Raw genomic sequence first — 24,968 nt, 5'->3', positions numbered from 1 at the left:
CTCACTCTCGTCCAGCGCCCGGCCGGATTGCCCGGTACTGGTCAGCGGCCGATGCCCGCCCGAGGACGGGCGGACACCGGCCGCCAGGGCTTGCGGTCAGGCCTGTTCGGCCACGCCACCCGCCGTGGTCCCGCCATCGATCTCCGCCGAGGACTCCGGGGCAGTGCCCTCGCCCTCCGCGATCTCCTCGTCCTCCGCCTCCGCGTTGCGGGCCATGCCCACCACCGCGTCGCGCTTACCGAGGTTGATCAGTTGGACGCCCATCGTGTCACGTCCGGTTTCACGAACTCCGGAAACCCTGGTACGGATCACACCACCCGACAGGGTGATCGCCATGATCTCGTCGGTCTCCTCGACCACCAGGGCCCCGACCAGCGAACCACGGCCCTCGACGATCTTGGCGGCCTTGGTACCGAAGCCACCGCGACCCTGAACACGGTACTCGTCCACCGGCGTGCGCTTGGCATAGCCACCGTCGGTCGCCGTGAAGACGAACGTCCCCTCCCGGACCACGTTCATCGACAGCAGCTCGTCGCCCTCGCGGAACGACATGCCCTTCACACCCGACGTCGCCCGGCTCATCGGCCGCAGCGCCTCGTCGGTCGCGGTGAACCGGATCGACTGCGCCTTCTTCGAGACCAGCAGCAGGTCGTCCTCGGAGGAGACCAGCTCGGCGCCGATCAGCTCGTCGTCCCGGCCCTCCTCGTCCTGCCGCAGGTTGATCGCGATCAGGCCGCCGGAGCGCGGGGAGTCGTAGTCCTTCAGCGGGGACTTCTTCACCAGGCCGGCCCGGGTGGCGAGGACCAGGTACGGCTTGTCCTCGTACGTGCGGACCGCCATCACCTGGGTGATGTGCTCCTCCGGCTGGAAGGCCAGCAGGTTCGCCACGTGCTGCCCGCGGGCGTCACGGCCGGCGTCCGGCAGCTCGTAGCCCTTGGCGCGGTAGACCCGGCCCTTGTTGGTGAAGAACAGGATCCAGTTGTGCGTGGTGGTCACGAAGAAGTGGTCGACGATGTCGTCCTGCTTCAGCTGCGCCCCGCGCACGCCCTTGCCGCCGCGCTTCTGCGAGCGGTAGAGGTCGGACCTGGTCCGCTTGACGTAGCCGCCACGGGTGATCGTGACGACGATGTCCTCCTCGGCGATCAGGTCCTCGATCGAGAGGTCGCCGTCGGACGGGATCAGCGTGGAGCGCCGCTCGTCGCCGTACTTCTCGACGATCGCGGTCAGCTCCTCGGAGATGATCTCGCGCTGACGGGAGGGCGAGCCGAGGATGACGTTGTACTCGTCGATCTTGCGCTGCAGCTCGTCGTGCTCGTCCATGATCCGCTGGCGCTCCAGGGCGGCCAGGCGGCGCAGCTGCATCTCGAGGATCGCGTTGGCCTGCAGCTCGTCGATGCGGAGCAGGTTCATCAGGCCGCTGCGGGCGGCGTCCGCGCTCTCCGAGGCCCGGATCAGCGCGATGACCTCGTCGATCTGGTCCAGCGCCTTGAGCAGCGCACGCAGGATGTGCGCCCGCTCCTCGGCCTTGCGCAGCCGGAACGTCGTCCGGCGGACGATGACCTCGACCTGGTGGTTCACCCAGTGCCGGATGAACGAGTCCAGCGACAGCGTGCGCGGCACACCGTCGACCAGCGCCAGCATGTTCGCACCGAAGTTGGTCTGCAGGTCGGTGTGCTTGTACAGGTTGTTCAGCACGACCTTGGCGACGGCGTCGCGCTTGAGCACGATCACCAGGCGCTGGCCGGTCCGGGACGAGGACTCGTCGCGGACGTCGGCGATACCGGCGACCTTGCCGTCCTTGACCAGGTCGGCGATCTTCAGCGCCAGGTTGTCCGGGTTCACCTGGTACGGCAGCTCGGTGATCACCAGGCACTGCCGGCCCTGGATCTCCTCGACCTCGACCACCGCGCGCATGGTGATCGAGCCACGCCCGGTCCGGTACGCGTCCTCGATGCCCCGGCGGCCGACGATCAGCGCACCGGTCGGGAAGTCCGGGCCCTTGATCCGCTCGATCAGGGCTTCCAGGAGCTCCTCGTTGGAGGCGTCCGGGTGCTCCAGCGCCCACAGCGCACCCGAGGCGACCTCGCGCAGGTTGTGCGGCGGGATGTTGGTCGCCATGCCGACCGCGATACCGGTGGCACCGTTGATCAGCAGGTTGGGGATGCGGGCCGGCAGGACGGTCGGCTCCTGCGAGCGGCCGTCGTAGTTGGCGGCGAAGTCGACGGTCTCCTCGTCGATGTCCCGCATCATCTCCATGGCCAGCGGCATCATCTTGCACTCGGTGTACCGCATGGCCGCGGCCGGGTCGTTGCCCGGAGAACCGAAGTTGCCGTTGCCGTCCACCAGCGGCATCCGCAGCGACCACGGCTGGGCCAGGCGGACCACGGTGTCGTAGATCGAGGTGTCGCCGTGCGGGTGGTAGTTACCCATCACGTCACCCACGACGCGGGCGCACTTGTAGTAGCCCTTCTCGGGCCGGTACCCGCCGTCGTACATCGCGTAGAGCACGCGGCGGTGCACCGGCTTGAGGCCGTCGCGGACCTCGGGCAGCGCACGGCTGACGATCACGCTCATCGCGTAGTCGAGGTACGAGCGCTGCATCTCGGTCTCGAGCTCGATCGGCTCGACCCGGGACACGAAGGTGTCGATGGTGCTGGCGTCCGGCTGCTCGCCGTCGGGACGGTTGTCGTCGACCACTGGTGGTCAGTTTCCTTTCACGCGTGACTGGTACGTGGGCTCCCGGTCGGGGATCACACGTCCAGGAAGCGGACGTCCTTGGCGTTGCGCTGGATGAAGGAACGGCGGGCCTCGACGTCCTCGCCCATCAGGACGGAGAACAGGTCGTCGGCACGGGCCGCGTCCTCCAGGGTGATCTGCTGCAGCAGACGGTGCGCCTGGTCCATGGTGGTGATCCGGAGCTCCTCGGCGTTCATCTCGCCGAGACCCTTGAAGCGCTGGATCGCGTCGTCCTTCGGCAGCCGGCGCCCGGCCGCCACACCCGCCGCGATGGTCGCGTCGCGCTCGCGGTCGGAGTAGACGTAGTCGAAGTCGTCCTTGCCCCACTTGATCTTGTACAGCGGCGGCATCGCCAGGTACACGTAGCCGGACTCCACCAGCGGCCGCATGAAGCGGAACAGCAGGGTCAGCAGCAGCGTGCGGATGTGCTGTCCGTCGACGTCGGCGTCCGCCATCAGCACGATCTTGTGATAGCGGAGCTTGGACTCGTCGTAGTCCTCCTGGATGCCGCAGCCGAAGGCCGAGATCAGCGCCTGGACCTCGGTGTTCTGCAGCACCTTGTCGATCCGGGCCTTCTCGACGTTCAGGATCTTGCCGCGGATCGGCAGGATGGCCTGGATGCGCGGGTCACGGCCCTGCTTGGCCGAGCCGCCGGCCGAGTCACCCTCGACGATGAAGATCTCGCACTCGGCCGGGTCCTTGGACTGGCAGTCGCTCAGCTTGCCGGGCAGCGAGGCGCTCTCCAGCAGGCCCTTACGACGCGTCAGGTCCCGCGCCTTCCGGGCCGCCACGCGCGCGGTGGCGGCCTGGATCGACTTGCGGATGATGTCCGAGGCCTCCACCGGGTGGCGGTCCAGCCAGTCGTTCAGCTGCTCGTGCACCACCTTCTGGACGAAGGTCTTCGCCTCGGTGTTGCCCAGCTTGTCCTTGGTCTGGCCCTCGAACTGCGGCTCGCCCAGCTTGACCGAGATGATCGCCGTCAGACCCTCGCGGATGTCCTCGCCGGAGAGGTTGTCGTCCTTCTCGCGGAGCAGCTTCTTGTCGCGCGCGTAGCGGTTGACCAGGCCGGTCAGCGCCGCGCGGAAGCCCTCCTCGTGGGTACCGCCGCCGTGGGTGTGGATGGTGTTGGCGAAGGAGTAGACACCCTCGGTGTACGAGGAGTTCCACTGCATCGCGATCTCCACCGAGATCGACTTGTCCTTGTCCTCGGACTCGAAGTCGATCACCGTCGGGTGGATCACCTCGCCCTTGCGGGAGTTGAGGTGCGCGACGAAGTCGGCGATACCGCCATCGTACTTGTACGTCACCGAGAGCGGCGTGCCGTCCTCGTCCGCGTGCTCGGGGCGCTCGTCGGTCAGCGAGATGCTCAGGCCCTTGTTGAGGAAGGCCATCTCCTGGAAGCGGCGGGAGAGCGTCTCGAAGGAGTAGACGGTGGTCTCGAAGATCTCCGGGTCGGCCCAGAAGGTGACGCTGGTACCGGTCCGCTCGGTCGCCTCGTGCTTGGCCAGCGGGGCGGTCGGCACACCCTGCTTGTACTCCTGCGTCCAGCGGTGACCGTCGGTGTGGATCTCCACCGCCAGCCGGGTGGAGAGCGCGTTGACCACGGAGACGCCGACGCCGTGCAGACCGCCGGAGACCGCGTAGCCGCCGCCGCCGAACTTGCCGCCTGCGTGCAGGACGGTCAGCACGACCTCGACCGCCGGCTTGTCCTGGCCCGGGACCAGGCCGACCGGGATACCTCGGCCGTTGTCGACCACCCGGACCGCGCCGTCGAGCAGGATCGTGACGTCGATGGTGTCGGCGTGCCCGGCCATGGCCTCGTCGACGGAGTTGTCCACGACCTCCTGCACCAGGTGGTGCAGGCCGCGCTCACCGGTCGAGCCGATGTACATGCCCGGGCGCTTGCGGACGGCGTCGAGGCCCTCCAGCACCTGGATCGCGCTGGCGTCGTAGGACTGTCCCGTCACGGGGTCGGTGGATTCTGGGGTCTGGCTGGAGTTGCCGGAATCGGCCACGAAGCGCCCTCTCTGGCACAGCGCGGGCCGCACCCCCACCCGGTGGACGGGCGGGTCTGCGACCACGGCGTTTCGACTCGGTTGCTACGAGCAACAGTGTTTGGCTCTTAGTCTACCGGTAGGACTGACAGAGATGGCCGTTTGGCAGCCTCTGAGGGCAGATGTGCCGCCCTGAATCCCCTCCGCACATGTCCCGATACTCGCCAGGGGGGCTGAGAGCGCTCAAAAGGGCCGTCAGCGGTTCCGGAGGATCAGCTTCCCGATTCGGGGCGTCACCCCCAGGTGTCCCCGGGCCCCTTGCTGCCCGGCGCGCGCAGCCGGCCGTAACCCCGGGCGGGCGCGTCCGGCCCCAGTACCTTGATCACCCGGACCGTGCCGTGGCCGAGCTCGTGATTCAACCGGGCCACCAACTGGCGTGCCAACAGCCGGAGTTGCGTGGCCCAGGCGGTCGAGTCGCACTGCACGGTCAGGACCGCCTCGGCCTCCGCGTAGTGCTTGGGCTCGCAGTGCGCCGCGATGTCCGGCCCGACGATCTGCGACCAGCGCCCCATCACACCGCCCACCGCGGCCGGCGCCTCCCAGCCCCGCTCGGTGATCAGCCGGTTCAGCGCCGCCCCCAGCGGCACCGGATCACGGCCGTCCGCGCGCGCCCCGCTCCGCAGACCGTGCCGCTTCGCCTCGCGCTTCTCCCGCACCTGCTCGCCGCGCTGCCTGGCCTGCTCCTTCGCCGCCCGCAACGCCACCCGGGCCAGATCCACACCGGACAGCTCTGGGGTCCTCGACTCCTGATCGCTCACCGCGATCTCCTTTCCCCAGGCTGTGGACAGTCCAGCTTAGGGGGTCGGTGAGACAGCCGCGGCGCCCCCGTCCTCATGGCTCCGGGGTAACCCGCGGGGGCGCGGGGAACTGCGCGAGATCGGAAGGCGACAACGTGTGCCCTACCGCGGCGCGCAGTTCCCCGCGCCCCTGTCGGGCTGCCCCACAGCATCGAGGCTGAGCTCGGCCGCTCAGGAGTCGAGGCGGGTGACCTGGCCGTCGGCCACCGCGAAGCGGGCGCCGGACAGCGCCTTGGGCACGTCCTCCGGCACCGCCGCCGTCACCAGCACCTGCTCGGCGCCCGCGACCAGCTCCGCCAGCTGGTCCCGCCTCCTGGCGTCCAGCTCGGCGAAGACGTCGTCCAGGATCAGCACCGGCTCGCCGCCGTCGGACCGCAGCAGCTCGTACGAGGCCAGCCGCAGCGCCAGCGCGTACGACCAGGACTCACCATGGCTCGCGTACCCCTTCGCGGGCAGCGGCCCCAGCTTCAGCCCGAGCTCGTCCCGGTGCGGCCCGACCAGCGTCAGGCCCCGCGCGACCTCCTGCGGCCTGGCCTCCTGAAGAGCCGCGAGCAGTTGCTGCTCGGCCTCCTCGCGGCTGGTGGGGAGGGCACCCTCGAAGGAGCTGCGGTACTCCAGGACGGTCTCGCCGCCTCCGGGTGCCAGCTGCTCGTACGCCTGCGCCACCAGCGGCTGCAGGGCCGCCACCAGCTGCAGCCGGAAGGCCGTCAACTCGGCGCCGGCCCGGGCGAGATGACCGTCCCAGACCTCGAGCGTGGAGAGGTCGCCGGCCTTGCCCGTGCCGCCGCCGCGGCGGGCCATCGCGGCGGTCTTCAGCAGGGCGTTGCGCTGCTTGAGCACACGCTCGTAGTCCTGTCGCACGCCCGCCAGCCGGGGGGCCCGGGCGGTGAGCAGCTCGTCCAGGAAGCGGCGGCGTTCGCCCGGGTCGCCCTTGACGAGGCTGAGGTCCTCGGGGGCGAAGAGGACGGTGCGCAGCAGGCCGAGGACATCGCGCGGGCGGACGTTGTCGGAGCGGTTGATCCGGGCCCGGTTGGCCTTGCCCGGGGTGATCTCCAGTTCGACCAGGGTGGTGCGGCCGTCCCGCACGATGCTGGTGCGGATCACCGCCCGTTCCGCGCCGAGCCGGATCAGCGGGGCGTCGGTGGCCACCCGGTGGCTGCCCAGGGTGGCGATGTAGCCGATGGCCTCGACCAGGTTGGTCTTGCCCTGGCCGTTGGGGCCGACGAAGGCCGTCACGCCCGGGTCCAGGGGTACCTCGACCCGGGCGTAGGAACGGAAGTCGGCGAGCGACAGATGCGCGACATGCATGGCTGTGAACTGCGCTCGCCTTCTCTGCGACTGCTTACTTGGACTCGACCGCGTGGCCGCCGAACTGGTTGCGCAGGGCGGCGATCATCTTCATCTGCGGGGAGTCGTCCTGGCGGGACGCGAAGCGGGCGAAGAGCGAGGCGGTGATGGCCGGGAGCGGAACGGCGTGGTCGATCGCGGCCTCGACGGTCCAGCGGCCCTCGCCGGAGTCGGCGGCCCAGCCCTTGAGCTTCGCCAGGTGCTCGTCGTCGTCCAGGGCGCGGACGGCCAGGTCGAGCAGCCAGGAGCGGATGACCGTGCCCTCCTGCCAGCTGCGGAAGACCTCGCGCACGTCGGTGACCTCGGGGGCCGCCTCCAGCAGCTCCCAGCCCTCGGCGAAGGCCTGCATCATCGCGTACTCGATGCCGTTGTGGACCATCTTCGCGAAGTGGCCGGCGCCGACCTTGCCCGCGTGGACGGAGCCGAACTCGCCCTCGGGCTTGAGCGCGTCGAAGACCGGCTGGACCTTGGCGACGTACTCGGCCTCGCCGCCGTACATCAGCGCGTAGCCGTTCTCCAGGCCCCAGACACCGCCGGAGACGCCGCAGTCGACGAAGCCGATGCCCTTGGCGGCCAGCGTCTCGGCGTGCTTGACGTCGTCGGTCCAGCGCGAGTTGCCGCCGTCGACCACCACGTCACCGGGGGAGAGCAGCTCGGCGAGCTGGTCCACGGTCTCCTGGGTCGGGCCTCCGGCCGGGACCATGACCCAGACCACGCGCGGGCCCTCGAGCTTGCTGACGAGCTCCTCGAGGCTGTCGACGTCGGCGAGATCCGGGTTGCGGTCGTAGCCGATGACGGTGTGGCCGGCGCGGCGGATGCGCTCGCGCATGTTGCCGCCCATCTTGCCGAGACCGATGAGGCCGAGCTCCATGACCAAGTCCTTACCTGTGGTTTCGTGCCTGACGGCGGCGCCGTTGCCGCACAGCCAGAGCCTACGCCGATGCCCGGGCGCAACAGGGCAGGCGGCCAACCACTGGGGGCGCGGGGAACTGCGCGAATCGGAAGGCTCAGTGCTGCAGCCGCTCTCCGGGTGCCGGTTGCAACTGGTCCGGCGTACCCGGCTGATCGGTCTGCCCTTCCGATTCGCGCAGTTCCCCGCGCCCCTGTCGTTACCCCCAGCCTGGGGACAACGGGTCAGCCCGAGAGGCGGACCGGCATGATCAGGTACTGGTAGGCCTCGTCCGCCTCGGCGTCCACCGCGGGCTTGCCGCTGAGCAGGGCCGGCTTGGTCGAGGTGGTGAAGCTGAGCTGGGCGTACGCGGAGTCGATGGCCTTGAGGCCCTCCTCCAGGTAGCCCGGGTTGAACGCGATCGAGATGTCGTCGCCCTCGAGGTCGGCGTCGATCCGCTCGGTGGCCTGGGCGTCGTCGCCCGAACCGGCCTCCAGCGTGAGCACACCCTGCTCGAAGCTCAGCCGGACCGGGGTGTTCCGCTCGGCGACCAGCGAGACGCGCTTGAGCGCCTCCAGGAAGGGCTGGGTCTGGATCGCCGCGATCGCACTGAACTCGGTCGGGAAGAGGCTGCGGAACTTCGGGAACTCACCCTCCAGCAGGCGGGTGGTGGTCCGGCGCCCGGCACCCTCGAACCCGATCAGGCCCTCGCCCGCACCGCCGGAGGCCAGCGCGATGGAGACCGTGTCGCCGCTGCCCAGGGACTTGGCGATGTCCTGCAGCGTCTTGGCCGGGACCAGGGCGACGGCGGAGATGTCGGCCTGCTCGGGCTTCCACAGCAGCTCGCGGACGGCGAAGCGGTACCGGTCGGTGGCGGCCAGGGTGATCCGGTCGCCCTCGATCTCGACCCGCACACCGGTGAGCACCGGCAGGGTGTCGTCGCGCCCGGCGGCCACGGCGGCCTGGCTGACGGCGGAGGCGAAGACCTCGCCGGAGACCGTGCCGGTCGCGGTGGGCATCTGGGGCAGGGCGGGGTACTCGTCCACAGGGAGGGTGGGGAGTGTGAATCGCGAGCTGCCGCAGACCACGCTGACCCGCATGCCGTCGGTGGAGATCTCCACAGGCCTGTTGGGAAGGTTGCGCGAGATGTCGTTCAGCAGCCGGCCGGAGACCAGGACGGTGCCGGCCTCCTCGACGTCGGCCTCCAGCTCGACCCGGGCCGAGACCTCGTAGTCGAAACCGGAGAGGGCCAGGCTGCCCTCCTGTGCCGTCAGCAGCAGGCCGGCCAGCACCGGCACCGGCGGCCGCGCCGGGAGGCTGCGAGCAGCCCAGGCCACCGCCTCCGCGAGGACATCACGCTCCACCCGGAACTTCACCGGTAACCGCCTCCTGGATCCTGCTGTCGCTTGCGCTCTTGATCGTCTACTGGCACCTGACCGCGGGGCTCGGCCCTCCGGCTTCCAGTTGCCGAAGGACAGTCTGACGCACTCCACCGACAGACGGGGCAATCGGGCGGAAGCAAGCCGAACAGATGTCGGGGTCCGGTTGTCCACAGATTTCGGCCCACCCCGCTGTTAACCGAGTCCAGTGGTCTATAGGTGTAGTGGTAGTAGTAGGGCCTGTGGATACCGTGGATAACCCTGTTTCCGCAGGTCAGGTGCGGTTTTTCGTCCACAGGTCCTGTGGACGTGGAGTGTGGACAACCGGGGCTCGCTGTGGACAGCGGAGCGTTACCCACAGGGCACTCTGAGTATCCACAGGTTATCCCCAGCCCCGTCCCCAGATCATGGACGGGTTATCCACGGGGCCCGGTCAACTTCACGTGACGCCTTTCACACCGGGCGGTGAACAGTCGCTGCACGTTGTCGAACTGTGGATGCAGCTGTGGAGAACCTGGGGATAACCGACCCTTTCCTGGGGACAGGCGGTGGATAACCCATTTGGCGGTCTGACGGTCCGCCAACTGTCCACACCCTGTGGATAACTGTTGTGCACAAGTCCCCAGGCACCTGACCTGCGGGGAAGAGCGTAGCCGCGTCGGCCCTGTGGAGGAATTCTGGATAACCCGGGACTCCCCGGGTTGTGGACGGGGAGAAACCACCCGGTCCTGTGGATTGCCGCTCCACGAGCCCGACCTGTTCGAATTGACGGTCAGATGTTCGGTGCGGCCGCCGGCCTGGCGAAGCGTCGGCTGCCGGGATACTGCCCCGCCGGATCGCATTCCACACACGACAAAGGGGAGCCAGGATCCCTGACTCCCCTTCAACGGGCGCTGCTGCGGCCCGTACGGCTAGCTCTTGATGCGGTTGGTCAGCTCCGTCACCTGGTTGTAGATGGACCGCCGCTCGGCCATCAGCGAGCGGATCTTCCGGTCCGCGTGCATCACCGTGGTGTGGTCACGTCCGCCGAACTGGGCGCCGATCTTGGGCAGCGACAGGTCGGTGAGCTCCCGGCACAGGTACATGGCGATCTGGCGGGCCGTCACCAGCACCCGGCTGCGCGAGGAGCCGCAGAGGTCGTCCACACCCAGCCCGAAGTACGCGGCCGTCTGCTGCATGATGACCTGCGCCGTGATCTCCGGCCCCGCGTCCTCGTCCCCGCCGGGGATCAGGTCCTTGAGGACGATCCCGGCGAGCTCCAGGTCCACAGGGGCCCGGTTGAGGTTGGCGAAGGCGGTCACCCGGATCAGGGCGCCCTCCAGCTCGCGGATGTTGCGGGTGATCCGGGACGCGATGAACTCCAACACGTCGGCCGGAGCGTTGAGTTGCTCCTGGATCGCCTTCTTCCGCAGGATCGCGATCCGGGTCTCCAGCTCCGGCGGGGTGACGTCGGTGATCAGCCCCCACTCGAAGCGGTTGCGGAGCCGGTCCTCCAGGGTGATCAGCTGCTTGGGCGGCCGGTCCGAGGACAGCACGATCTGCTTGTTGGCGTTGTGCAGCGTGTTGAAGGTGTGGAAGAACTCCTCCTGCGTGGACTCCTTGCTCGCCAGGAACTGGACGTCGTCCACGAGCAGGATGTCCATGTCCCGGTACCGCTTGCGGAACGCGTCCGCCTTGCCGTCCCGGATCGAGTTGATGAACTCGTTGGTGAACTCCTCGGAGCTCACGTACCGCACCCGGGTGCCCGGGAAGAGGCTGCGCGAGTAGTGCCCGATGGCGTGCAGGAGGTGGGTCTTGCCCAGACCGGACTCGCCGTAGATGAAGAGCGGGTTGTACGCCTTGGCCGGGGCCTCGGCGACCGCCACTGCCGCCGCGTGCGCGAAGCGGTTGGACGCGCCGATCACGAAGGTGTCGAAGAGGTACTTCGGGTTGAGCCGGGCCGCAGGCTCGTCCTTGCGTGCTCCGCCGGCCGGTGGAGCACCGGGCGGCGCGGGCACGCCGGGGCTCGGGGTGCGCTCGGGCAGGCCAGCGCCCGTGCGCCCGGGGGGACCGGCCTGCGGCCTGGTCTCGGGCAGCAGAGCGCCCGGCTCGGGCTGCCCTGCCGGGGGGCGTGGGGGAGCGGGCGGCAGCCGCCGCGGCGCCGCCGGGCGGGGCCGGTCCTCCGAGGACGTCCCGTAGGCGCCGCCGAACAGGTCGCCCTGTGCGGCGGTGGTGCCCTCCCGGGAGGTCGGCTCCTCGCCGCGGTACGGGGGCTCCCAGCCGCCGGCTCCTTCGCCCTGCCGCTGACCCTGGCCGTGCCAGGAGGGCTGCTCGCCGCCGTACGGAGCGGGCCGCTCCTCATAGCCGGCGGTGTCGTACCGGCCGCGCTCGTAGCCCTGGTCGGGCGCGGGTGCGGACTCGTACGGGCGGCCGTAGCCCGGCGCGGGGTAGGTCTCGGCGGTGGGCCAGCGGCCGGGCTCGGCGGTGGGGCCGCCGTACTCCGGCTCCTCGCGGTAGGGCTGCTGCCATTCCTGGGCCGGCGGCTCGGCCGCGGCCGGGGGTTCGGCCGCGGCCGGGGGTTCGACGGGGGCGGACGTCCCGGCGGGCGGGACGGCGTTGGCGTCCACCATCACCGCGATCCGCACCGGGCGCCCGAACTCACGGCTCAGCGCCTCGCTCAGCTGCGGCAGCAGCCGGCCTTCCAGCACCTGCTTGGCGAACTCGTTGGGCGCCGCGAGCAGGGCGGTGTCGTGCATCATCCACATCGGCTGGGTGCGTCGCACCCACGTCTTGTCCTTGTCCCCGACGCTCGTGTCGTTGACCAGTCGCTCGACGACCCTCGCCCAGACCACGACGAGATCGCTGTTGCTGTCAGCCACTGGTGCACGCTCTCTCGTTCCCCGGATCGGGGGTGTCAAAGGACTCGGGTGCCGGTGGTCCGATCGATGAACAAACCCGACAAGTCCTGCAACGGTAGTCAGCGGACAGAGCTGATTCAAGTTGTTGTCCACAGGCTGTGGGTGAGCCGACTCCGGGTGTGGAGACGGCTGCGGAGCGTTGAACGGGCCTTGTGGCGCTTGGCCAGTATCATGATCGAGAGCTTCCGGAGGCGATCCGGGCGGGCGGTTGGCGACGGTCCGGTTTGACCCTCCACCCCCGTCCCGCGTACCGTAACCAGGTCGAGTTGTCGATGGCCGCTGCCGCATGTCCGCGGGTCCACCCGCTTCCAGAAGGCGCGCAGCACGGGCGCCGTGGATTGCCTCAACCCCCAGCCGACCTGGGACGTTGTGGCCAGATTTCCCACTGAGGGGAGATCGCGCGGACGCACGGTGACGGCCAAGCGATTCCCCGTCATCCTTCGATTCATCCCAGGAGCCCCCGAGTGAGCAAGCGCACCTTCCAGCCGAACAACCGTCGTCGCGCGAAGACCCACGGCTTCCGGCTGCGGATGCGTACCCGCGCCGGCCGCGCCATCCTGGCTGCCCGCCGTGGCAAGGGCCGCAGCAGCATCTCCGCCTGATCCGCGCAGGGTCTGCAGTGCTGCCCTCCGAGAATCGGCTGCGGCGGCGCCAGGACTTCGCGACCGCGGTGAAACGCGGTCGTCGGGCCGGTCGGCCCCTCCTGGTCGTCCATCTCAACAGAGATGGTGAGACCAAGGGGCAGACCGACCGGAACAGCGACTCCCGCCCGCACGTCGCCGAGGGGCTTCCTTCGGCGCGTGCGGGTTTCGTCGTGAGCAAGGCCGTCGGTCCGGCGGTCGTGCGCAATCTGGTCAAGCGTCGGCTGCGTCACCTTGTCCGTGAGCGTCTGCTCCGGCTGCCCGCAGGTAGCCTGATAGTGGTACGCGCGCTGCCCCCTGCCGGGACGGCTTCGTACCTTGATCTCGAGCACGACCTGGATGCGGCGCTTCGGCGGTTGCTCCGGGCGGAGCCGACCGGCAGCGTGCCGACAGGAGCAGGGCGATGAAGTACCTGCTGATGGGGCTGATCAGGCTCTACCAGTGGACCATCAGTCCGCTGCTCGGCCCGGTCTGCCGGTACTACCCCTCGTGCTCGCACTACGGGTACGAGGCGGTGCGGGTGCACGGCGCGGTGAAGGGAACTGGCCTGACCGCGTGGCGCATTCTGCGCTGCAATCCCTGGTCGCCCGGCGGGGTCGATCATGTACCGCCGCGCAAGCACCCGGTCTGGCACCGTCGGTTGCGCGATCTGCTGAGCCCGAAGAGCGGGACCGCCGGGCCTGAGCCGGTGGCCAAGCCCGATGTCCAAGGAGTCTGACCGGTGACCTGGTCCTTCCTCAACCCCCTGTACACCGCGGTGTCCTGGATCATTGTCCAGTTCCACTCGCTGTACAGCCACGTCTTCGACCCGAACGGCGGTTGGGCCTGGGGTCTCGCGATTGCCTCCATGGTGGTCGTCATCCGGATCTGTCTGATCCCGCTTTTCGTGAAGCAGATCAAGGCGACCCGGGCCATGCAGGCGATCCAGCCGAAGATGAAGGCCATCCAGGAGCGCTACAAGAACGACAAGCAGCGCCAGTCCGAAGAGATGATGAAGCTGTACAAGGAGGCGGGTACCAACCCGTTCTCCAGCTGCCTTCCCATCCTCGTGCAGGCGCCGTTCTTCACCGCTCTCTACGGTGTGCTGGCCTCCGTCGCCGACAACAAGCCGATCGGTGTCATCAAGGGCGACCTGCTGAACAGTGCGCAGCAGGCGCACATCTTCGGTGCTCCGCTGTCGGCCACCTTCCTGGGCTCCACCGAGACGAGCGTCAAGGTCGTCACTGCGGTGATGATCATCCTGATGTCGCTGTCGCAGTTCATCACGCAGCGCCAGCTGATGACGAAGAACATGGACCTCACGGTCAAGACCCCGTTCATGCAGCAGCAGAAGATGCTGATGTACGTGTTCCCGATCATGTTCGCCGTGATGGGCATCAACTTCCCGGTCGGTGTGCTGGTCTACTGGCTGACCACCAACGTCTGGTCGATGGGTCAGCAGCTGATCGTCATCCGCAACAACCCGACGCCGGGCAGCAAGGCCTGGGACGAGCGGCAGGCCCGCCTGAAGAAGGCCGGACGGCTCAACCCGGACGGCAGCGTCAAGAAGGCCGGGCTGCTCTCGATCATCTCCGGTGGTGGCGGCGGCAAGAGCGCCGCTGCGACGGCGGAGCAGACGGTGGAGGAGTCCGTTCAGGTCCGCCGCCAGCAGCCGCGGAAGCTGACCAAGGCCCAGCGTCAGCACGCGGGTGTCCACCCGCAGGGCGCCGCCCAGCCGACCAGCCTGACCAAGGAGCCCGAGCCGCAGGATGCGGTTCCGGCGGAGTCGGGTGCCGCGGGCAAGGCGGCCGGCAAGCCGGTGGCCAAGCAGACCCCGGCCAAGCAGACCACGGCCAAGTCGGGCGCGAGGCAGCAGCCGAAGCGAGGCGGGCAGCAGGGCGGCCAGCGGCCGAAGAAGAAGTCCTGACACCGGCCCTGACCGTCGAATGCAGCCGCAGATCTTCGTTCTCGGCCCCACCCGAGGGCCCATCCCCGAAGGAGTCCATCAGTGACGGAAGGCACCACCTCTGCTGTCGAGGCCGTGGCCGAGGCCGAGGCTGCGACCGGCGCGGGCGCCGCTGACAGCCTCGTCTCCCGCCTGGAGCAGGAGGGCGACATCGCAGCCGACTACCTGGAGGGTCTGCTCGACATCGCGGACCTCGACGGTGACATCGACATGGATGTGGAGGGCGACCGTGCCCTGGTGTCCATCGTCGGTGAGGGCAACGACCGCGCCCTGCAGCGTCTGGTCGGCCAGGACGGCGAGGTGCTGGAGGCCCTGCAGGAGCTGACCCGGCTGGCCGTTCACCGGGAGACCGGTGAGCGCAGCCGCCTCATGCTGGACATTGCGGGGTTCCGGGCGCGTAAGCGGTCCGAGCTCGCGGCGCTGGGCACCAAGGCGGCCGAGCAGGCGAAGAGCACGGGCGAGCAGGTGAAGCTCCGTCCGATGACGCCGTTCGAGCGCAAGGTCGTCCACGACGCCGTGGCCGCGGCAGGTCTGCGCAGTGAGTCGGAGGGCGAGGAGCCCCAGCGCTGTGTGGTCGTGCTGCCGGCCTGACGCCGGAGGCGGTCTGCCGACCGACCCCGTCCGCTTCGTGCGGGCGGGGTCGTCGTCCCTTCGGGGGTCGGGCGGGTGGGGGCGGCGAGTGTCACATGTGCGGTGTTTCACGTGAAACATGGCTCACGTGAAACAGTGAGGAGTGCGGGTCGGTGGAGACGGTGAGCGGAGAGGCTGAGATGGACACGGACGGCGTGGCGACCGAGGGCACCCCGGCGGAGGGTGGGCCCCAGGGTCTGCCCGATGTGCCGGCCGTGGCGCAGGAGATCTTCGGGGAGCGTCTCCCGGCGGCCGTGCGCTACACCGAGCTGCTGGCGACGGCGGGTGTGCAGCGTGGGCTGATCGGCCCGCGCGAGGTGCCCCGGCTCTGGGACCGCCATGTGCTCAACTGCGCGGTGCTCGCCGAGCTCCTTCCGCCCAACGCCTCGCTGTGCGACGTCGGCTCCGGGGCCGGACTGCCGGGTATCCCGGTGGCCATGGCCCGGCCGGACGTCTCGGTGACGCTGCTCGAGCCGCTGCTGCGGCGGACCACCTTCCTGGAGGAGGTGGTCCGGGAGCTCGGTCTGGACAATGTGACGGTGCTGCGCGGCCGCGCCGAGGAGATGGTCGGCAAGCTCTCGGTGGACATCGTGACCGCCCGGGCGGTGGCTCCGATGGACCGGCTGGCCGGCTGGGGTCTGCCGCTGCTGCGGCCGTACGGGCAGATGCTGGCACTCAAGGGGGACACGGCGGAGCAGGAGCTGGCGGACTCGCGTTCGGCGCTGACCAAGCTGGGTGCCGTGAAGTGGTCGGTGATCTCGGTGGGCGAGGGGACTCTGGAGACCTCGACCCGGGTGGTCCGGGTCGAGGCGGGCGAGAGCCCGGGCGGGGTGCGGGCGGCGACCCGGCGGGCGAAGGCGGCGAGGGCCGGCCGGACGGCCAAGCCGGGAGACGGCGGCCGGGCCGGCGGTCGCCGACGGCGCTGAGCGAACGGCGGTACGGAGAGCGGGTGGTCCTCGGACTGCTCGCTCTTCGGCATTTGTGCTGCTTACAGGCAGTCGGAGTGTCGCACCGTCAGATTTCCGACATTGCGGGCATGGTGTTTCACGTGAAACGTCGCTCCCTGCTTTCTGGCAGTTTCGATCAGCGGCTCCGCCGCGGGCTCCACCGCATCCGGGCGGCGACTGTTGCCGCTCCGGTTTCACGTGAAACACTGACCCCCATGCAGGACTCGGAGACCATCGACCAGATCGATGACACGCCTATCGCGCGCGCTGCCCAGGCCGCAGTGCAGGCCATCGGGCGGGCCGGCGAGGGGCTGCCCAGACCGGCCGCAACACGGGTGATCGTGGTGGCCAACCAGAAGGGCGGGGTGGGGAAGACCACCACGACCGTCAACCTGGCCGCCTCACTGGCCCTGCACGGGCTGCGTGTCCTGGTGGTCGACCTCGACCCGCAGGGCAATGCCTCCACCGCGCTCGGGATCGACCACCACGCCGAGGTGCCGTCGATCTACGACGTCCTGGTGGAGGGCAAGCCGCTCGCCGACGTGGTGCAGCCGGTCAGGGACGTCGAGGGGCTGTTCTGCTGCCCGGCGACCATCGACCTGGCGGGCGCCGAGATCGAACTGGTCTCGCTGGTGGCCCGCGAGAGCCGGCTGCAGCGCGCGATCGCCGCGTACGAGCAGCCGCTCGACTACATCCTGATCGACTGCCCGCCCTCGCTGGGGCTGCTGACGGTCAACGCTCTGGTCGCGGGGCAGGAGGTGCTGATCCCGATCCAGTGCGAGTACTACGCGTTGGAGGGGCTGGGTCAGCTGCTGCGCAACGTCGAGCTGGTCCGTGCGCACCTCAACCCCACGCTGCACGTCTCCACCATCCTGCTCACCATGTACGACGCCCGTACCCGGCTGGCTGCCCAGGTGGCGGAGGAGGTCAGGACGCACTTCGCCCAGGAAGTGCTGCGGACGGCCATCCCGCGCTCGGTGCGTATCTCCGAGGCGCCGAGCTACGGGCAGACCGTGCTCACCTACGATCCGGGTTCCACCGGTGCGCTCTCCTACCTGGAGGCGGCGCGTGAGCTCGCGCTCCGGGCAACTGGGGTGGAGGGCCTCGGCGCGGACGGCGTCGGTGTGGACGGCCTCGGTTCGGAGGGTCTCGGCTCGGTGGGGCAGCAGCGGGGCGCGAGTGGCGCTCCGACTGCCCCGATGGCACAGCACGGCACGATGGAGGACAACCGGTGAGTGGTGGGCGCAGAGGTCTGGGACGAGGGCTCGGGGCACTGATCCCGGCGGCGACGCCTGCCGCAGGTCCGGGTGCGGCCACGGTGGCTCCGGCCCGTACGGGCGGGGCGCCGGCTGTGGTGGGCGTCGGCGGGTCGTCGCCCGCGGCCGTGCCGCTGCTGCCGACGGACCGCGGCACGGTGGCGGCGAAGGTCGCGGCCGAGAGTGTGCGGGAACTGTCCGGTCTGCCGGGGCGGAGCGTCCTGGAGGCTGCGCTGGCCCCGGTCGAGGGTGCCCGGTTCGCCGAACTCCCGCTGGACTCCATCACCCCGAACCCACGGCAGCCGCGTGAGGTCTTCGACGAGGACAAGCTGGCCGAGCTGGTCGCCTCCATCAAGGAGGTGGGCCTGCTGCAGCCGGTGGTGGTCCGTCAGGTCGGTGCCGAGCGCTTCGAGCTGATCATGGGCGAGCGGCGCTGGCGGGCCTCCCGGGAGGCCGGTCTGGAGCTGATCCCCGCGATCGTCCGGGCCACCGAGGACGACAAGCTGCTGCTGGACGCACTGCTGGAGAACCTCCACCGCGCGGAGCTCAATCCGCTGGAGGAGGCGGCCGCGTACGACCAGCTGCTGCGGGACTTCTCCTGCACCCACGACGAGCTGGCCGACCGGATCGGCCGCTCGCGCTCGCATGTCTCCAACACGCTGCGGCTGCTGAAGCTCTCCCCGGCGGTGCAGCGGCGGGTGGCGGCGGGCGTCCTGACGGCGGGCCACGCCCGTGCGCTGCTGGGTGTGCCGGACAGCGAGCGGCAGGACCAGCTGGCCCGCCGGATCATCGCGGAGGGGCTCTCGGTGCGGACCACCGAGGAGATCGTCGCGGTGATGGACCAGGACGAGAAGCCGCAGCGCTCGGCGGGCCCGAAGGCCGGCAAGCTGCTCTCCCCGGCCTTCAACGACCTGGCCGGACGGCTCTCGGACCGCTTCGACACCCGGGTGAAGGTCGAGGTCTCCCAGCGCAACGGGAAGTTGGGCAAGGGCAAGGTGGTTCTGGAGTTCGCCTCGGTGGAGGATCTCAACCGGATCCTGGACAGTCTGGCGCCCGGCGAGGAGGGCCTGCGGCTGTCGCAGAGCTGAGCGGGGCGATGACTCCGCCAGGTAGGTGCATGTTTCAGGTGAGCGCTGTTTCACGTGAAACATGCACCTACTGTGTTTTGGGAGGAAGCTCGGTGGTGACGCCGCTCGGGGCTGAGGCAGCTCGGGGCTGAGAAGGAGGTGCCGGACGTGGGACGCAGGATCGCTCCGCTGACGCTGGACAACCTTGCGGATCTCCCGACGACCTGCCGCGCCTGTGTGTTCTGGGAGCTGGACCCCGTGAGCGCCAAGGCCGCGGTGGAGTCGGGAAAGCCGGAGCTGGAGAAGGAGAGCTGGATCTCGGCGGTGCTGCTGGAGTGGGGCTCCTGCGGCCGGATCGTCTACGTGGACGAGATCCCGGTGGGCTATGTGCTCTACGCGCCCCCCGCGTACGTGCCGCGCTCACAGGCGTTTCCGACCAGCCCGGTCTCCCCGGACGCGGTGCAGCTGATGATCAGCCGGGTGCTGCCCGGGTACCAACGGCAGGGGATCGGCCGGGTGTTGGTCCAGACGGTGGCCAAGGACCTGGTCGGCCGGGGCTTCAAGGCGATCGAGGCCTTCGGGGCGGTGGGCCGGGAGATCCCGAGCTGTGTGCTGCCGGCCGACCATCTGCTGGCGGTGGGCTTCAAGACGGTCCGGCCGCACCACCGCTACCCGCGGCTGCGTCTGGAGGCGCGCACCACACTCTCCTGGAAGGGTGATGTGGAGGTGGCGCTGGAACGGCTGCTCGGCGGGGCGCGCAAGGAACCGGCGCTGCGTCCCTTCTGAGTCCGGCCGCAGGCGAGGCTGCGGCCGATCTGACCGCTGAGGGAAGAGACGGACTGAGGCGGGCCCCCGATTGGATCGGGGGCCCGCCTCAGTCGTCGTACCGTCGGCCGATGCCTAGATGAAGTCGGCGAGCTCGCGGAGCAGCGCGGCCTTCGGGCGGGCGCCGGTGATGGTCTTCACGACCTCGCCGCCCTGGTAGACGTTGAGCGTCGGGATCGAGATCACGTTGTAGGTGGCCGCGGTCTGCTGGTTGGCGTCGACGTCCAGCTTGGCGATGGTGAGCTTGTCGCCGTGCTCGGCGGCGATCTCCTCGAGGATCGGGGCGACCTGGCGGCAGGGGCCGCACCAGGTGGCCCAGAAGTCGACCAGGACGGGCTTGTCGCTCTTCAGAACCTCGGCATCGAAGGTCGCGTCGGTCACAGTGATGGTGGCGCCGGCCACGGGAACTCCTAAGGGTCACATACGAGGTGGTACCTGGCGCGAGTTCGTCGGCTCGGCACCTTTGGGGTGGACAACAACCGGGAGGGCTGTTCTGTTTCGGCGGGGGCGGCTGTTTCACGTGAAACAGGCTCAGCCGAGCTGTGTTTCACGTGAAACAGCGAACAGCCGCCCCCGAGGGTTCGGGGCTGGTGCTCAGACCGCCACGACGGCGGCCTGGGCCTCCAGGTCGGCCAGCGAGGCCAGGTAGCGCTCGGCGTCCAGAGCGGCGGAGCAGCCGGTGCCCGCCGCGGTGATCGCCTGGCGGTAGGTGTGGTCGACGACATCGCCGGCCGCGAAGACGCCCGGGATGTTGGTGCGGGTGGAGGGCGCCTCGACCTTGAGGTAGCCCTCGGCGTCCAGGTCGAGCTGGCCGGTGAAGAGATCGGTGCGCGGGTCGTGGCCGATCGCGATGAAGAGGCCGGTGACGGGCAGCTCGCGCTTCTCGCCGGTGGTGGTGTCGCGGAGGGTGACCCCGGTCAGCTTCGGGTCGCCGTGGATCTCCTCGACCGCGCTGTCCCAGGCGAAGCTGATCTTCGGGTCGGCGAAGGCGCGCTCCTGCATGGCCTTGGAGGCGCGCAGGGTGTCGCGGCGGTGGATGACCGTGACGCTGCGGGCGAAGCGCGAGAGGAAGGTCGCCTCCTCGAGCGCGGTGTCGCCGCCGCCGACCACGGCGATGTCCTGGTCGCGGAAGAAGAAGCCGTCGCAGGTGGCGCACCAGGAGACCCCCCGGCCCGAGAGCGCGTCCTCGCGGGGCAGGCCCAGCTTGCGGTGCTGCGAGCCGGTGGTGACGATCACGGCGCGGGCCCGGTGGACCGTGCCCTCGGAGTCGGTCACGGTCTTGATGTCACCGGTCAGGTCGACGGCGACGATGTCGTCCGGCACGAGCTCGGCGCCGAACCGCTCGGCCTGGGCACGCATGTTGTCCATCAGCTCGGGGCCCATGATGCCTTCCCGGAAACCGGGGAAGTTCTCGACCTCGGTGGTGTTCATCAGGGCACCGCCGGCCGTCACCGCTCCCTCGAAGACCAGAGGCTTGAGGGAGGCTCGGGCGGTGTAGAGCGCAGCCGTGTACCCGGCGGGGCCGGAGCCGATGATGATCACGTTACGGACGTCGCTCACTGCATCTCCTGGTTCGCATCGCGACCCGCACATTGGCGGGGAGGGCGGTCCTGCTCCGCCGCCCGGGACAACGACTCACCAGTGTCGCTCATTCCCGAGCCTCCGTGCAGCAGGCGCCCGCAGAGTGGGCCGGGGGAAGGGGCGGGGAGAGGTGGCGAGTGGGACGGGGCAGTCAGTGGGTCGGGACGGTGCGGTGAAGCAGGACGGTGGCGCCCGGGCAGTCGGGGGTCACCAGGTAGACGTCGACCTGGCCGGGCTGGTCCGCGAGCGGGTACACCAGGGCGGTGACGGCCTCCGTCCCGTAGCGGCCGGAGCCGACGGCGAGAGGTGTCTCGGTGGTGTGGCCGGTGGCGGCGGGGAGGCAGCTTGGCACCTCGGTGCGGGCGGCGGCGCTGGAGTCTCCGGTCCTGGGCTGGACGCCGTAGGTCTGGGCCTCCGGGGTGGGCTTGGCGGCGGAGAGCAGTTGCCGGATCTGTTCGCCGAGGTGGTCCTCGCGGTAGACCGGGCCGCCCTGGGCGAGGGCCGGGTGCTGCTTGGCCACGCCTCCGTTGGCGGCCGTGGCCGTCGCGTCGCCGCCGCCTCCGGGGTGGCTCTGCTGGACCACCAGCACGCCCAGCGTGAGGGTCGCGGCCAGAGCCGCCGCACCCAGGAGGATGCGGCCACGCCTCCGTCGGCGCCGACCGGGGCCGCTGCCGGTGAGGGTGCCGGGGCCGGTGGAGTGGGTGGTGCGGCTCGGCGGGGCGGAGACGGCGTTGCGGGTCAACCGGGCGGCCTCGACGGGTGCCGCCCCCACCGCCAGGGCGGCGTCGATCCGCTCGGCCACGTCGGCCGGCATCGGGGGAGTCTCCGTGCTGCTGAGGAGCTCCCGTACCTCGGCGAGGGCGGCGTAGGTGTCGGCGCACTCCGCGCAGTCGGCGAGGTGCTGCCGGAGGGCCGGGAGATCAGCCGGGTCGGTGAGCTCCTCGGAGAGGTCGGCCAGCAGGTCGATGCCGGGGTGCGGGTCCGAGCCGTCGGCGGTGGGCCAGGAGGGGGTGCGGGACGTCATCGCGAAGTCACATCTCCTTCCAGGACCTGACGGGGGAGCTTGGAGCCCTCTCCTGGGACGGCGCGGGTGCCGGGTGGGTTCCCCGGCTCGCGGGGCGGCGGTGCTGTTTCACGTGAAACAGCGCCGTCCGGTGTTTCACGGCCGTCCGGTGTTTCACGTGAAACCGACGTGCCGCCGTCCGCCCGCAGGTGACGTACGAGCGGCAGCAGCTTGGCCCGGCCTCGCGCACAGCGGCTCTTGACGGTGCCGACCGGCACCCCGAGCAGCTCGGCCGCCTCCGCAACGCCGTACCCCTGCATGTCGACCAGGACCAGCGCGGCGCGCTGCTCGACGGGGAGGGTCGCGAGGGAGGCGGTGATCTCACGCTGGAGCTCCGCCCGGACGACCACGGCCTCGGTCGGCTCGGCGCTGCCGAGCGCGGAGTCCAGGTGCTGCGGGTTCTCGTCCAGCGAGCCCGCCTGCCGGCCGGCGGCGCGGCGGGCCCGGTCGAGGCAGGCGTTGACGACGATCCGGTGCAGCCAGGTGGTGACGGCCGACCGCCCCTGGAAGGTGTGGGCGGCGCGGAACGCGGACACCAGCGCGTCCTGCAGGGCGTCGGCGGCCTCCTCGCGGTCGCCCAGGGTGCGGAGCGCGACGGCCCAGAGCCGGTCGCGGTGGCGGTGGACGAGGACACCGAAGGCCTCCGGGTCACCGGCGGTGTGCCGGGCCATCAGCTCGGCGTCCGATCGCTCCTCCGCCATGTCCACCCCCTCGCGCGGTCGGGTCAGCCCGTGACCTTGATCTCGGCGATCTGACCCCGGTAACGGCCGTCCCCATCCTTGGGGATGCTGGTCAGCCAGATCAAGAGGTAGCGCGTGGTCAGCGGGTGCTCGGGGTTGAGGTCGACCTCGGTGCCCGAGTTCTTGGCGACCGCCGTGCCGAGGCTGTTGAGTCCGGACTTGCTGACCGGGGGAGCGGTTGCGTCCTTGGGCGCGGCCCGCAGTTCGACCTTGGTGTTCCCGAGGAACTGCACATGGACCGAGCCGACCTGCTGCACCGAGCCGAGGTCGACCAGGAGGCCGGTGCCTTCCTTGAAGGAGCCGCCGAGGTCGTCGTTGTACGCCGAGGTCTGCCAGACGGTCGCGGGGTCGCCGTCGATGGCCCGGGCGGCCTCCTCGGCGTGCTCCGGCCCGTCCCCGAGCGCGTTGAACTGCTGGACGCCGGCGATCGTGAGCGGGTGGCCGGGCACTGCGACGCTCGGCGCCGAGGAGGTCTGAACGGTCCCGGGGTGGCTGGTGGCCTTGTCCTTGGAGCCGTTCAGGTGGGTGACCAGCTGCCAGGAGGCGACGCCGATGGCTGCCAGGGCCACGGTCGAGGCGGTCCACTTGAGCAGCCTGCGCATACGGCGGCGCGGCCGCGGCCGGACCTCGGTGGCGAGCGGGGCGGGGGGAAGCGTCTGGGTGGGGTGGGAGTGGGTGGAGCGGGTCTGTGCGGCCCGGGGCGGGGTGTAGCGGGGCGGGGTGAAGGCGGGCGGTGCGGGCGGCTCGGGCTGACGGATCTTCGGCATCAGCGCGATCGCCTTGGCCAGCTGCTCGGGGCTGGTGATCGGGTTCTGGTGGTGCGGCGGGTGCTCGCACAGGGCACGTGCGGCGATCTCCGAGAGACCCTTGTGGACGCCCGCCTTGACCTGGTCGGGGGGCACACAGCCGAGGCTCCTGGGCAGCCCCTGGAGGTCGTACCGGTCCTCGGGGTACGGCCAACGGTGCGTCAGCGCCGCGTACAGCAGGGCGCCGATCGCGCGGGTGTCGGCAACGGCGGCGGCCTCGTCGGGGAGCCCTCGGAGTGCGGCCTCGACGGCGATGCCGTTGATCCGGTACTGGCCGGTCTCGGTCCGCAGGACGCACCTGGGGGTGAGGCGCAGGTGGGCCTGGCCGCGGCGGTGCGCGGCGGCGATGGCGTCGGTGACCTGACGTGCCATCTGGTAGGCGTTGTAGGGCTCCATGGGCCCGTCGGCGAGCAGCTGCGCCAGATCGGTGGCGCCGGGGAGCCACTCGCGGATGACGTAGACCAGTTCGCCCTCCTGCACGGCATCGAGGACCTGCACGAAGCGCGGGTCGCCGAGCAGTGCGGCGGCCTTGGCCGCGGCGAGGACCGACTTGGCCCGCTGGTGCCCGGCTGCGAGCAGGTGGACGCCGACGGCGCGGCGGAGCTTCTCGTCGACGGCGCGCCAGCTGCTGAAGGTCTCCGCCTGGGTGATGCACTCCTCCAGGCGGTAGCGGCCGGCGATCTTGTCGCCGCTGTGCCGGAGCGGCGCCGGCAGGACGACCGGGAGGGCGCCGGTGTCCGGGTCGGCGGGGGCGAGCTTGTCCAGTGCCTTGTCCAGAGCCTTGTCCGGGGTCTTGCCGGCGGCCGGGGACGGGGCCGATTCGGGGGTGGCGGACTTCTTGGCGGCGGCGCGTCCGGCGGCTCCGGCGGCCAGCTCGGCGGCGATCTCGGTGGCCGAGAGCGGGGCGGTCGCCTCGGCGGGTTCCTCCGGGTCGGCCGTTTCCCCGGCTTCGACGTTCTCTTCGGTGTCGGTGTCGGTGTCGGTGTCGGTGCCGGTGCCGGTCGCGGTCTCGGTCTCGGTCTCGGGGTCGGCGTCGCTCGCGGCCTTGATCTCGGCTGCGGCGGCGTCCTCCGGGTCCGTCTTCGCGCCCGTGGCCTCCTCGACGTCCATGGCGTTCTCCGCGTCGGTGGCGTTCTCCGCAGGGGTGTCCCCCGGAGCATCTCCCGGAGTGTCCTCCAGGGCGTCTCCCGGCTGGTCGTCCGGTGTGTCGTCCGGGATGTCTCCGAGTGCCATGGCCAGTGCCGCCTCGTCCGCCACGGACGTGTCGACAACTGCCTTGGTGCCATCAGCCACCGTGGTCCTGCCTCCCCTTGTATCGCCCCGGTTCCCAGAAAGTCGGCAGGAGGCCCAGCCCCTCGGGGCAGAGTC

General features: G+C 70.2%; 21 protein-coding genes. 9 read left to right on the top strand and 12 right to left on the bottom strand.

All coding sequences use genetic code 11. The features are described 5' to 3' along the window. Positions 1–96: 96 nt before the first annotated feature. From gyrA to dnaA, 7 genes are all read right to left on the bottom strand, one after another. Positions 97–2,697, bottom strand: a complete 2,601-nt coding sequence (gene gyrA, locus FB465_RS18110) for a DNA gyrase subunit A (RefSeq protein WP_425461186.1) — start codon at positions 2,695–2,697, stop codon at positions 97–99. Positions 2,698–2,750: 53 nt separating this feature from the next. Further along, positions 2,751–4,751, bottom strand: a complete 2,001-nt coding sequence (gyrB, locus tag FB465_RS18105) for a DNA topoisomerase (ATP-hydrolyzing) subunit B (protein ID WP_211785813.1) — start codon at positions 4,749–4,751, stop codon at positions 2,751–2,753. 272 nt (positions 4,752–5,023) lie between these two features. Next, on the bottom strand, positions 5,024–5,548 hold the full coding sequence (locus FB465_RS18100; protein WP_145791967.1) for a DciA family protein: 525 nt from the start codon (positions 5,546–5,548) through the stop codon (positions 5,024–5,026). A gap of 210 nt (positions 5,549–5,758) precedes the next feature. Further along, entirely contained in the window at positions 5,759–6,895 is a 1,137-nt protein-coding gene (gene recF / locus FB465_RS18095; protein ID WP_145791966.1) for a DNA replication/repair protein RecF, read from the bottom strand. A 34-nt stretch (positions 6,896–6,929) separates the two neighbouring features. Further along, positions 6,930–7,805, bottom strand: coding sequence for a phosphogluconate dehydrogenase (NAD(+)-dependent, decarboxylating) (gnd, locus tag FB465_RS18090; RefSeq protein WP_145791964.1), 876 nt, complete (start codon positions 7,803–7,805; stop codon positions 6,930–6,932). A gap of 263 nt (positions 7,806–8,068) precedes the next feature. Next, complete coding sequence (dnaN, locus tag FB465_RS18085) at positions 8,069–9,199, bottom strand: DNA polymerase III subunit beta (RefSeq protein WP_145791962.1); 1,131 nt, start codon at positions 9,197–9,199, stop codon at positions 8,069–8,071. A gap of 914 nt (positions 9,200–10,113) precedes the next feature. Beyond that, positions 10,114–12,060 carry a chromosomal replication initiator protein DnaA gene (gene dnaA / locus FB465_RS18080; protein WP_145791960.1) on the bottom strand — a complete coding sequence of 649 codons (1,947 nt, stop codon included), beginning with the start codon at positions 12,058–12,060 and terminating at the stop codon, positions 10,114–10,116. A gap of 503 nt (positions 12,061–12,563) precedes the next feature. On the opposite strand from dnaA, the gene rpmH reads away from it, so the two are divergent. The 9 genes from rpmH (at position 12,564) to FB465_RS18035 (ending at position 19,371) form a co-directional block, all read left to right on the top strand. Beyond that, a complete protein-coding gene (gene rpmH, locus FB465_RS18075) occupies positions 12,564–12,701 on the top strand; it encodes a 50S ribosomal protein L34 (RefSeq protein ID WP_145791958.1) in 138 nt (45 codons plus the stop codon). 17 nt (positions 12,702–12,718) lie between these two features. Then, positions 12,719–13,147, top strand: coding sequence for a ribonuclease P protein component (rnpA, locus tag FB465_RS18070; protein WP_145791956.1), 429 nt, complete (start codon positions 12,719–12,721; stop codon positions 13,145–13,147). After that, positions 13,144–13,458, top strand: coding sequence for a membrane protein insertion efficiency factor YidD (gene yidD / locus FB465_RS18065; RefSeq protein ID WP_145791954.1), 315 nt, complete (start codon positions 13,144–13,146; stop codon positions 13,456–13,458). Before rnpA ends, yidD begins: the two co-directional genes overlap by 4 nt. A gap of 3 nt (positions 13,459–13,461) precedes the next feature. Further along, positions 13,462–14,646, top strand: coding sequence for a membrane protein insertase YidC (yidC, locus tag FB465_RS18060; protein WP_145791952.1), 1,185 nt, complete (start codon positions 13,462–13,464; stop codon positions 14,644–14,646). 81 nt (positions 14,647–14,727) lie between these two features. Next, the gene (locus tag FB465_RS18055) at positions 14,728–15,276 is read left to right on the top strand and encodes a Jag family protein (protein ID WP_211785812.1); all 549 of its coding nucleotides are present in this window, start codon (positions 14,728–14,730) and stop codon (positions 15,274–15,276) included. Between the two features lie 179 nt (positions 15,277–15,455). After that, positions 15,456–16,241: a 16S rRNA (guanine(527)-N(7))-methyltransferase RsmG gene (gene rsmG / locus FB465_RS18050; protein WP_145791950.1), complete on the top strand. Its 786-nt coding sequence runs from the start codon at positions 15,456–15,458 to the stop codon at positions 16,239–16,241. Between the two features lie 236 nt (positions 16,242–16,477). Then, positions 16,478–17,497 (top strand): ParA family protein, encoded by a 1,020-nt coding sequence (locus FB465_RS18045; RefSeq protein ID WP_246192708.1) that lies wholly within the window; start codon positions 16,478–16,480, stop codon positions 17,495–17,497. Further along, positions 17,494–18,606, top strand: a complete 1,113-nt coding sequence (locus tag FB465_RS18040) for a ParB/RepB/Spo0J family partition protein (protein WP_145791948.1) — start codon at positions 17,494–17,496, stop codon at positions 18,604–18,606. The genes FB465_RS18045 and FB465_RS18040 overlap by 4 nt, the downstream gene beginning before the upstream one ends. A 147-nt stretch (positions 18,607–18,753) precedes the next feature. Then, positions 18,754–19,371: a GNAT family N-acetyltransferase gene (locus FB465_RS18035; RefSeq protein ID WP_145791947.1), complete on the top strand. Its 618-nt coding sequence runs from the start codon at positions 18,754–18,756 to the stop codon at positions 19,369–19,371. 114 nt (positions 19,372–19,485) lie between these two features. Here the strand turns inward: FB465_RS18035 and trxA are convergent, their stop codons facing one another. The 5 genes from trxA to FB465_RS18010 all read right to left on the bottom strand — a co-directional run bounded on the left by trxA (position 19,486) and on the right by FB465_RS18010 (position 24,893). Next, positions 19,486–19,812 carry a thioredoxin gene (trxA, locus tag FB465_RS18030; protein WP_145791945.1) on the bottom strand — a complete coding sequence of 109 codons (327 nt, stop codon included), beginning with the start codon at positions 19,810–19,812 and terminating at the stop codon, positions 19,486–19,488. Positions 19,813–20,004: 192 nt separating this feature from the next. Next, a complete protein-coding gene (trxB, locus tag FB465_RS18025) occupies positions 20,005–20,970 on the bottom strand; it encodes a thioredoxin-disulfide reductase (RefSeq protein ID WP_145791943.1) in 966 nt (321 codons plus the stop codon). A gap of 172 nt (positions 20,971–21,142) precedes the next feature. Further along, the gene (locus FB465_RS18020) at positions 21,143–22,015 is read right to left on the bottom strand and encodes an anti-sigma factor family protein (protein WP_145791942.1); all 873 of its coding nucleotides are present in this window, start codon (positions 22,013–22,015) and stop codon (positions 21,143–21,145) included. Then, complete coding sequence (sigM, locus tag FB465_RS18015) at positions 22,012–22,755, bottom strand: RNA polymerase sigma factor SigM (RefSeq protein ID WP_145791940.1); 744 nt, start codon at positions 22,753–22,755, stop codon at positions 22,012–22,014. Before sigM ends, FB465_RS18020 begins: the two co-directional genes overlap by 4 nt. A gap of 23 nt (positions 22,756–22,778) precedes the next feature. Continuing rightward, positions 22,779–24,893 (bottom strand): protein kinase family protein, encoded by a 2,115-nt coding sequence (locus tag FB465_RS18010; RefSeq protein WP_145791938.1) that lies wholly within the window; start codon positions 24,891–24,893, stop codon positions 22,779–22,781. Positions 24,894–24,968 lie beyond the last annotated feature (75 nt).

It is taken from the genome of Kitasatospora atroaurantiaca, from assembly GCF_007828955.1.
In the GTDB taxonomy this organism is placed as follows: domain Bacteria; phylum Actinomycetota; class Actinomycetes; order Streptomycetales; family Streptomycetaceae; genus Kitasatospora; species Kitasatospora atroaurantiaca.
This window is presented reverse-complemented; position numbering and strand designations above follow the sequence as displayed.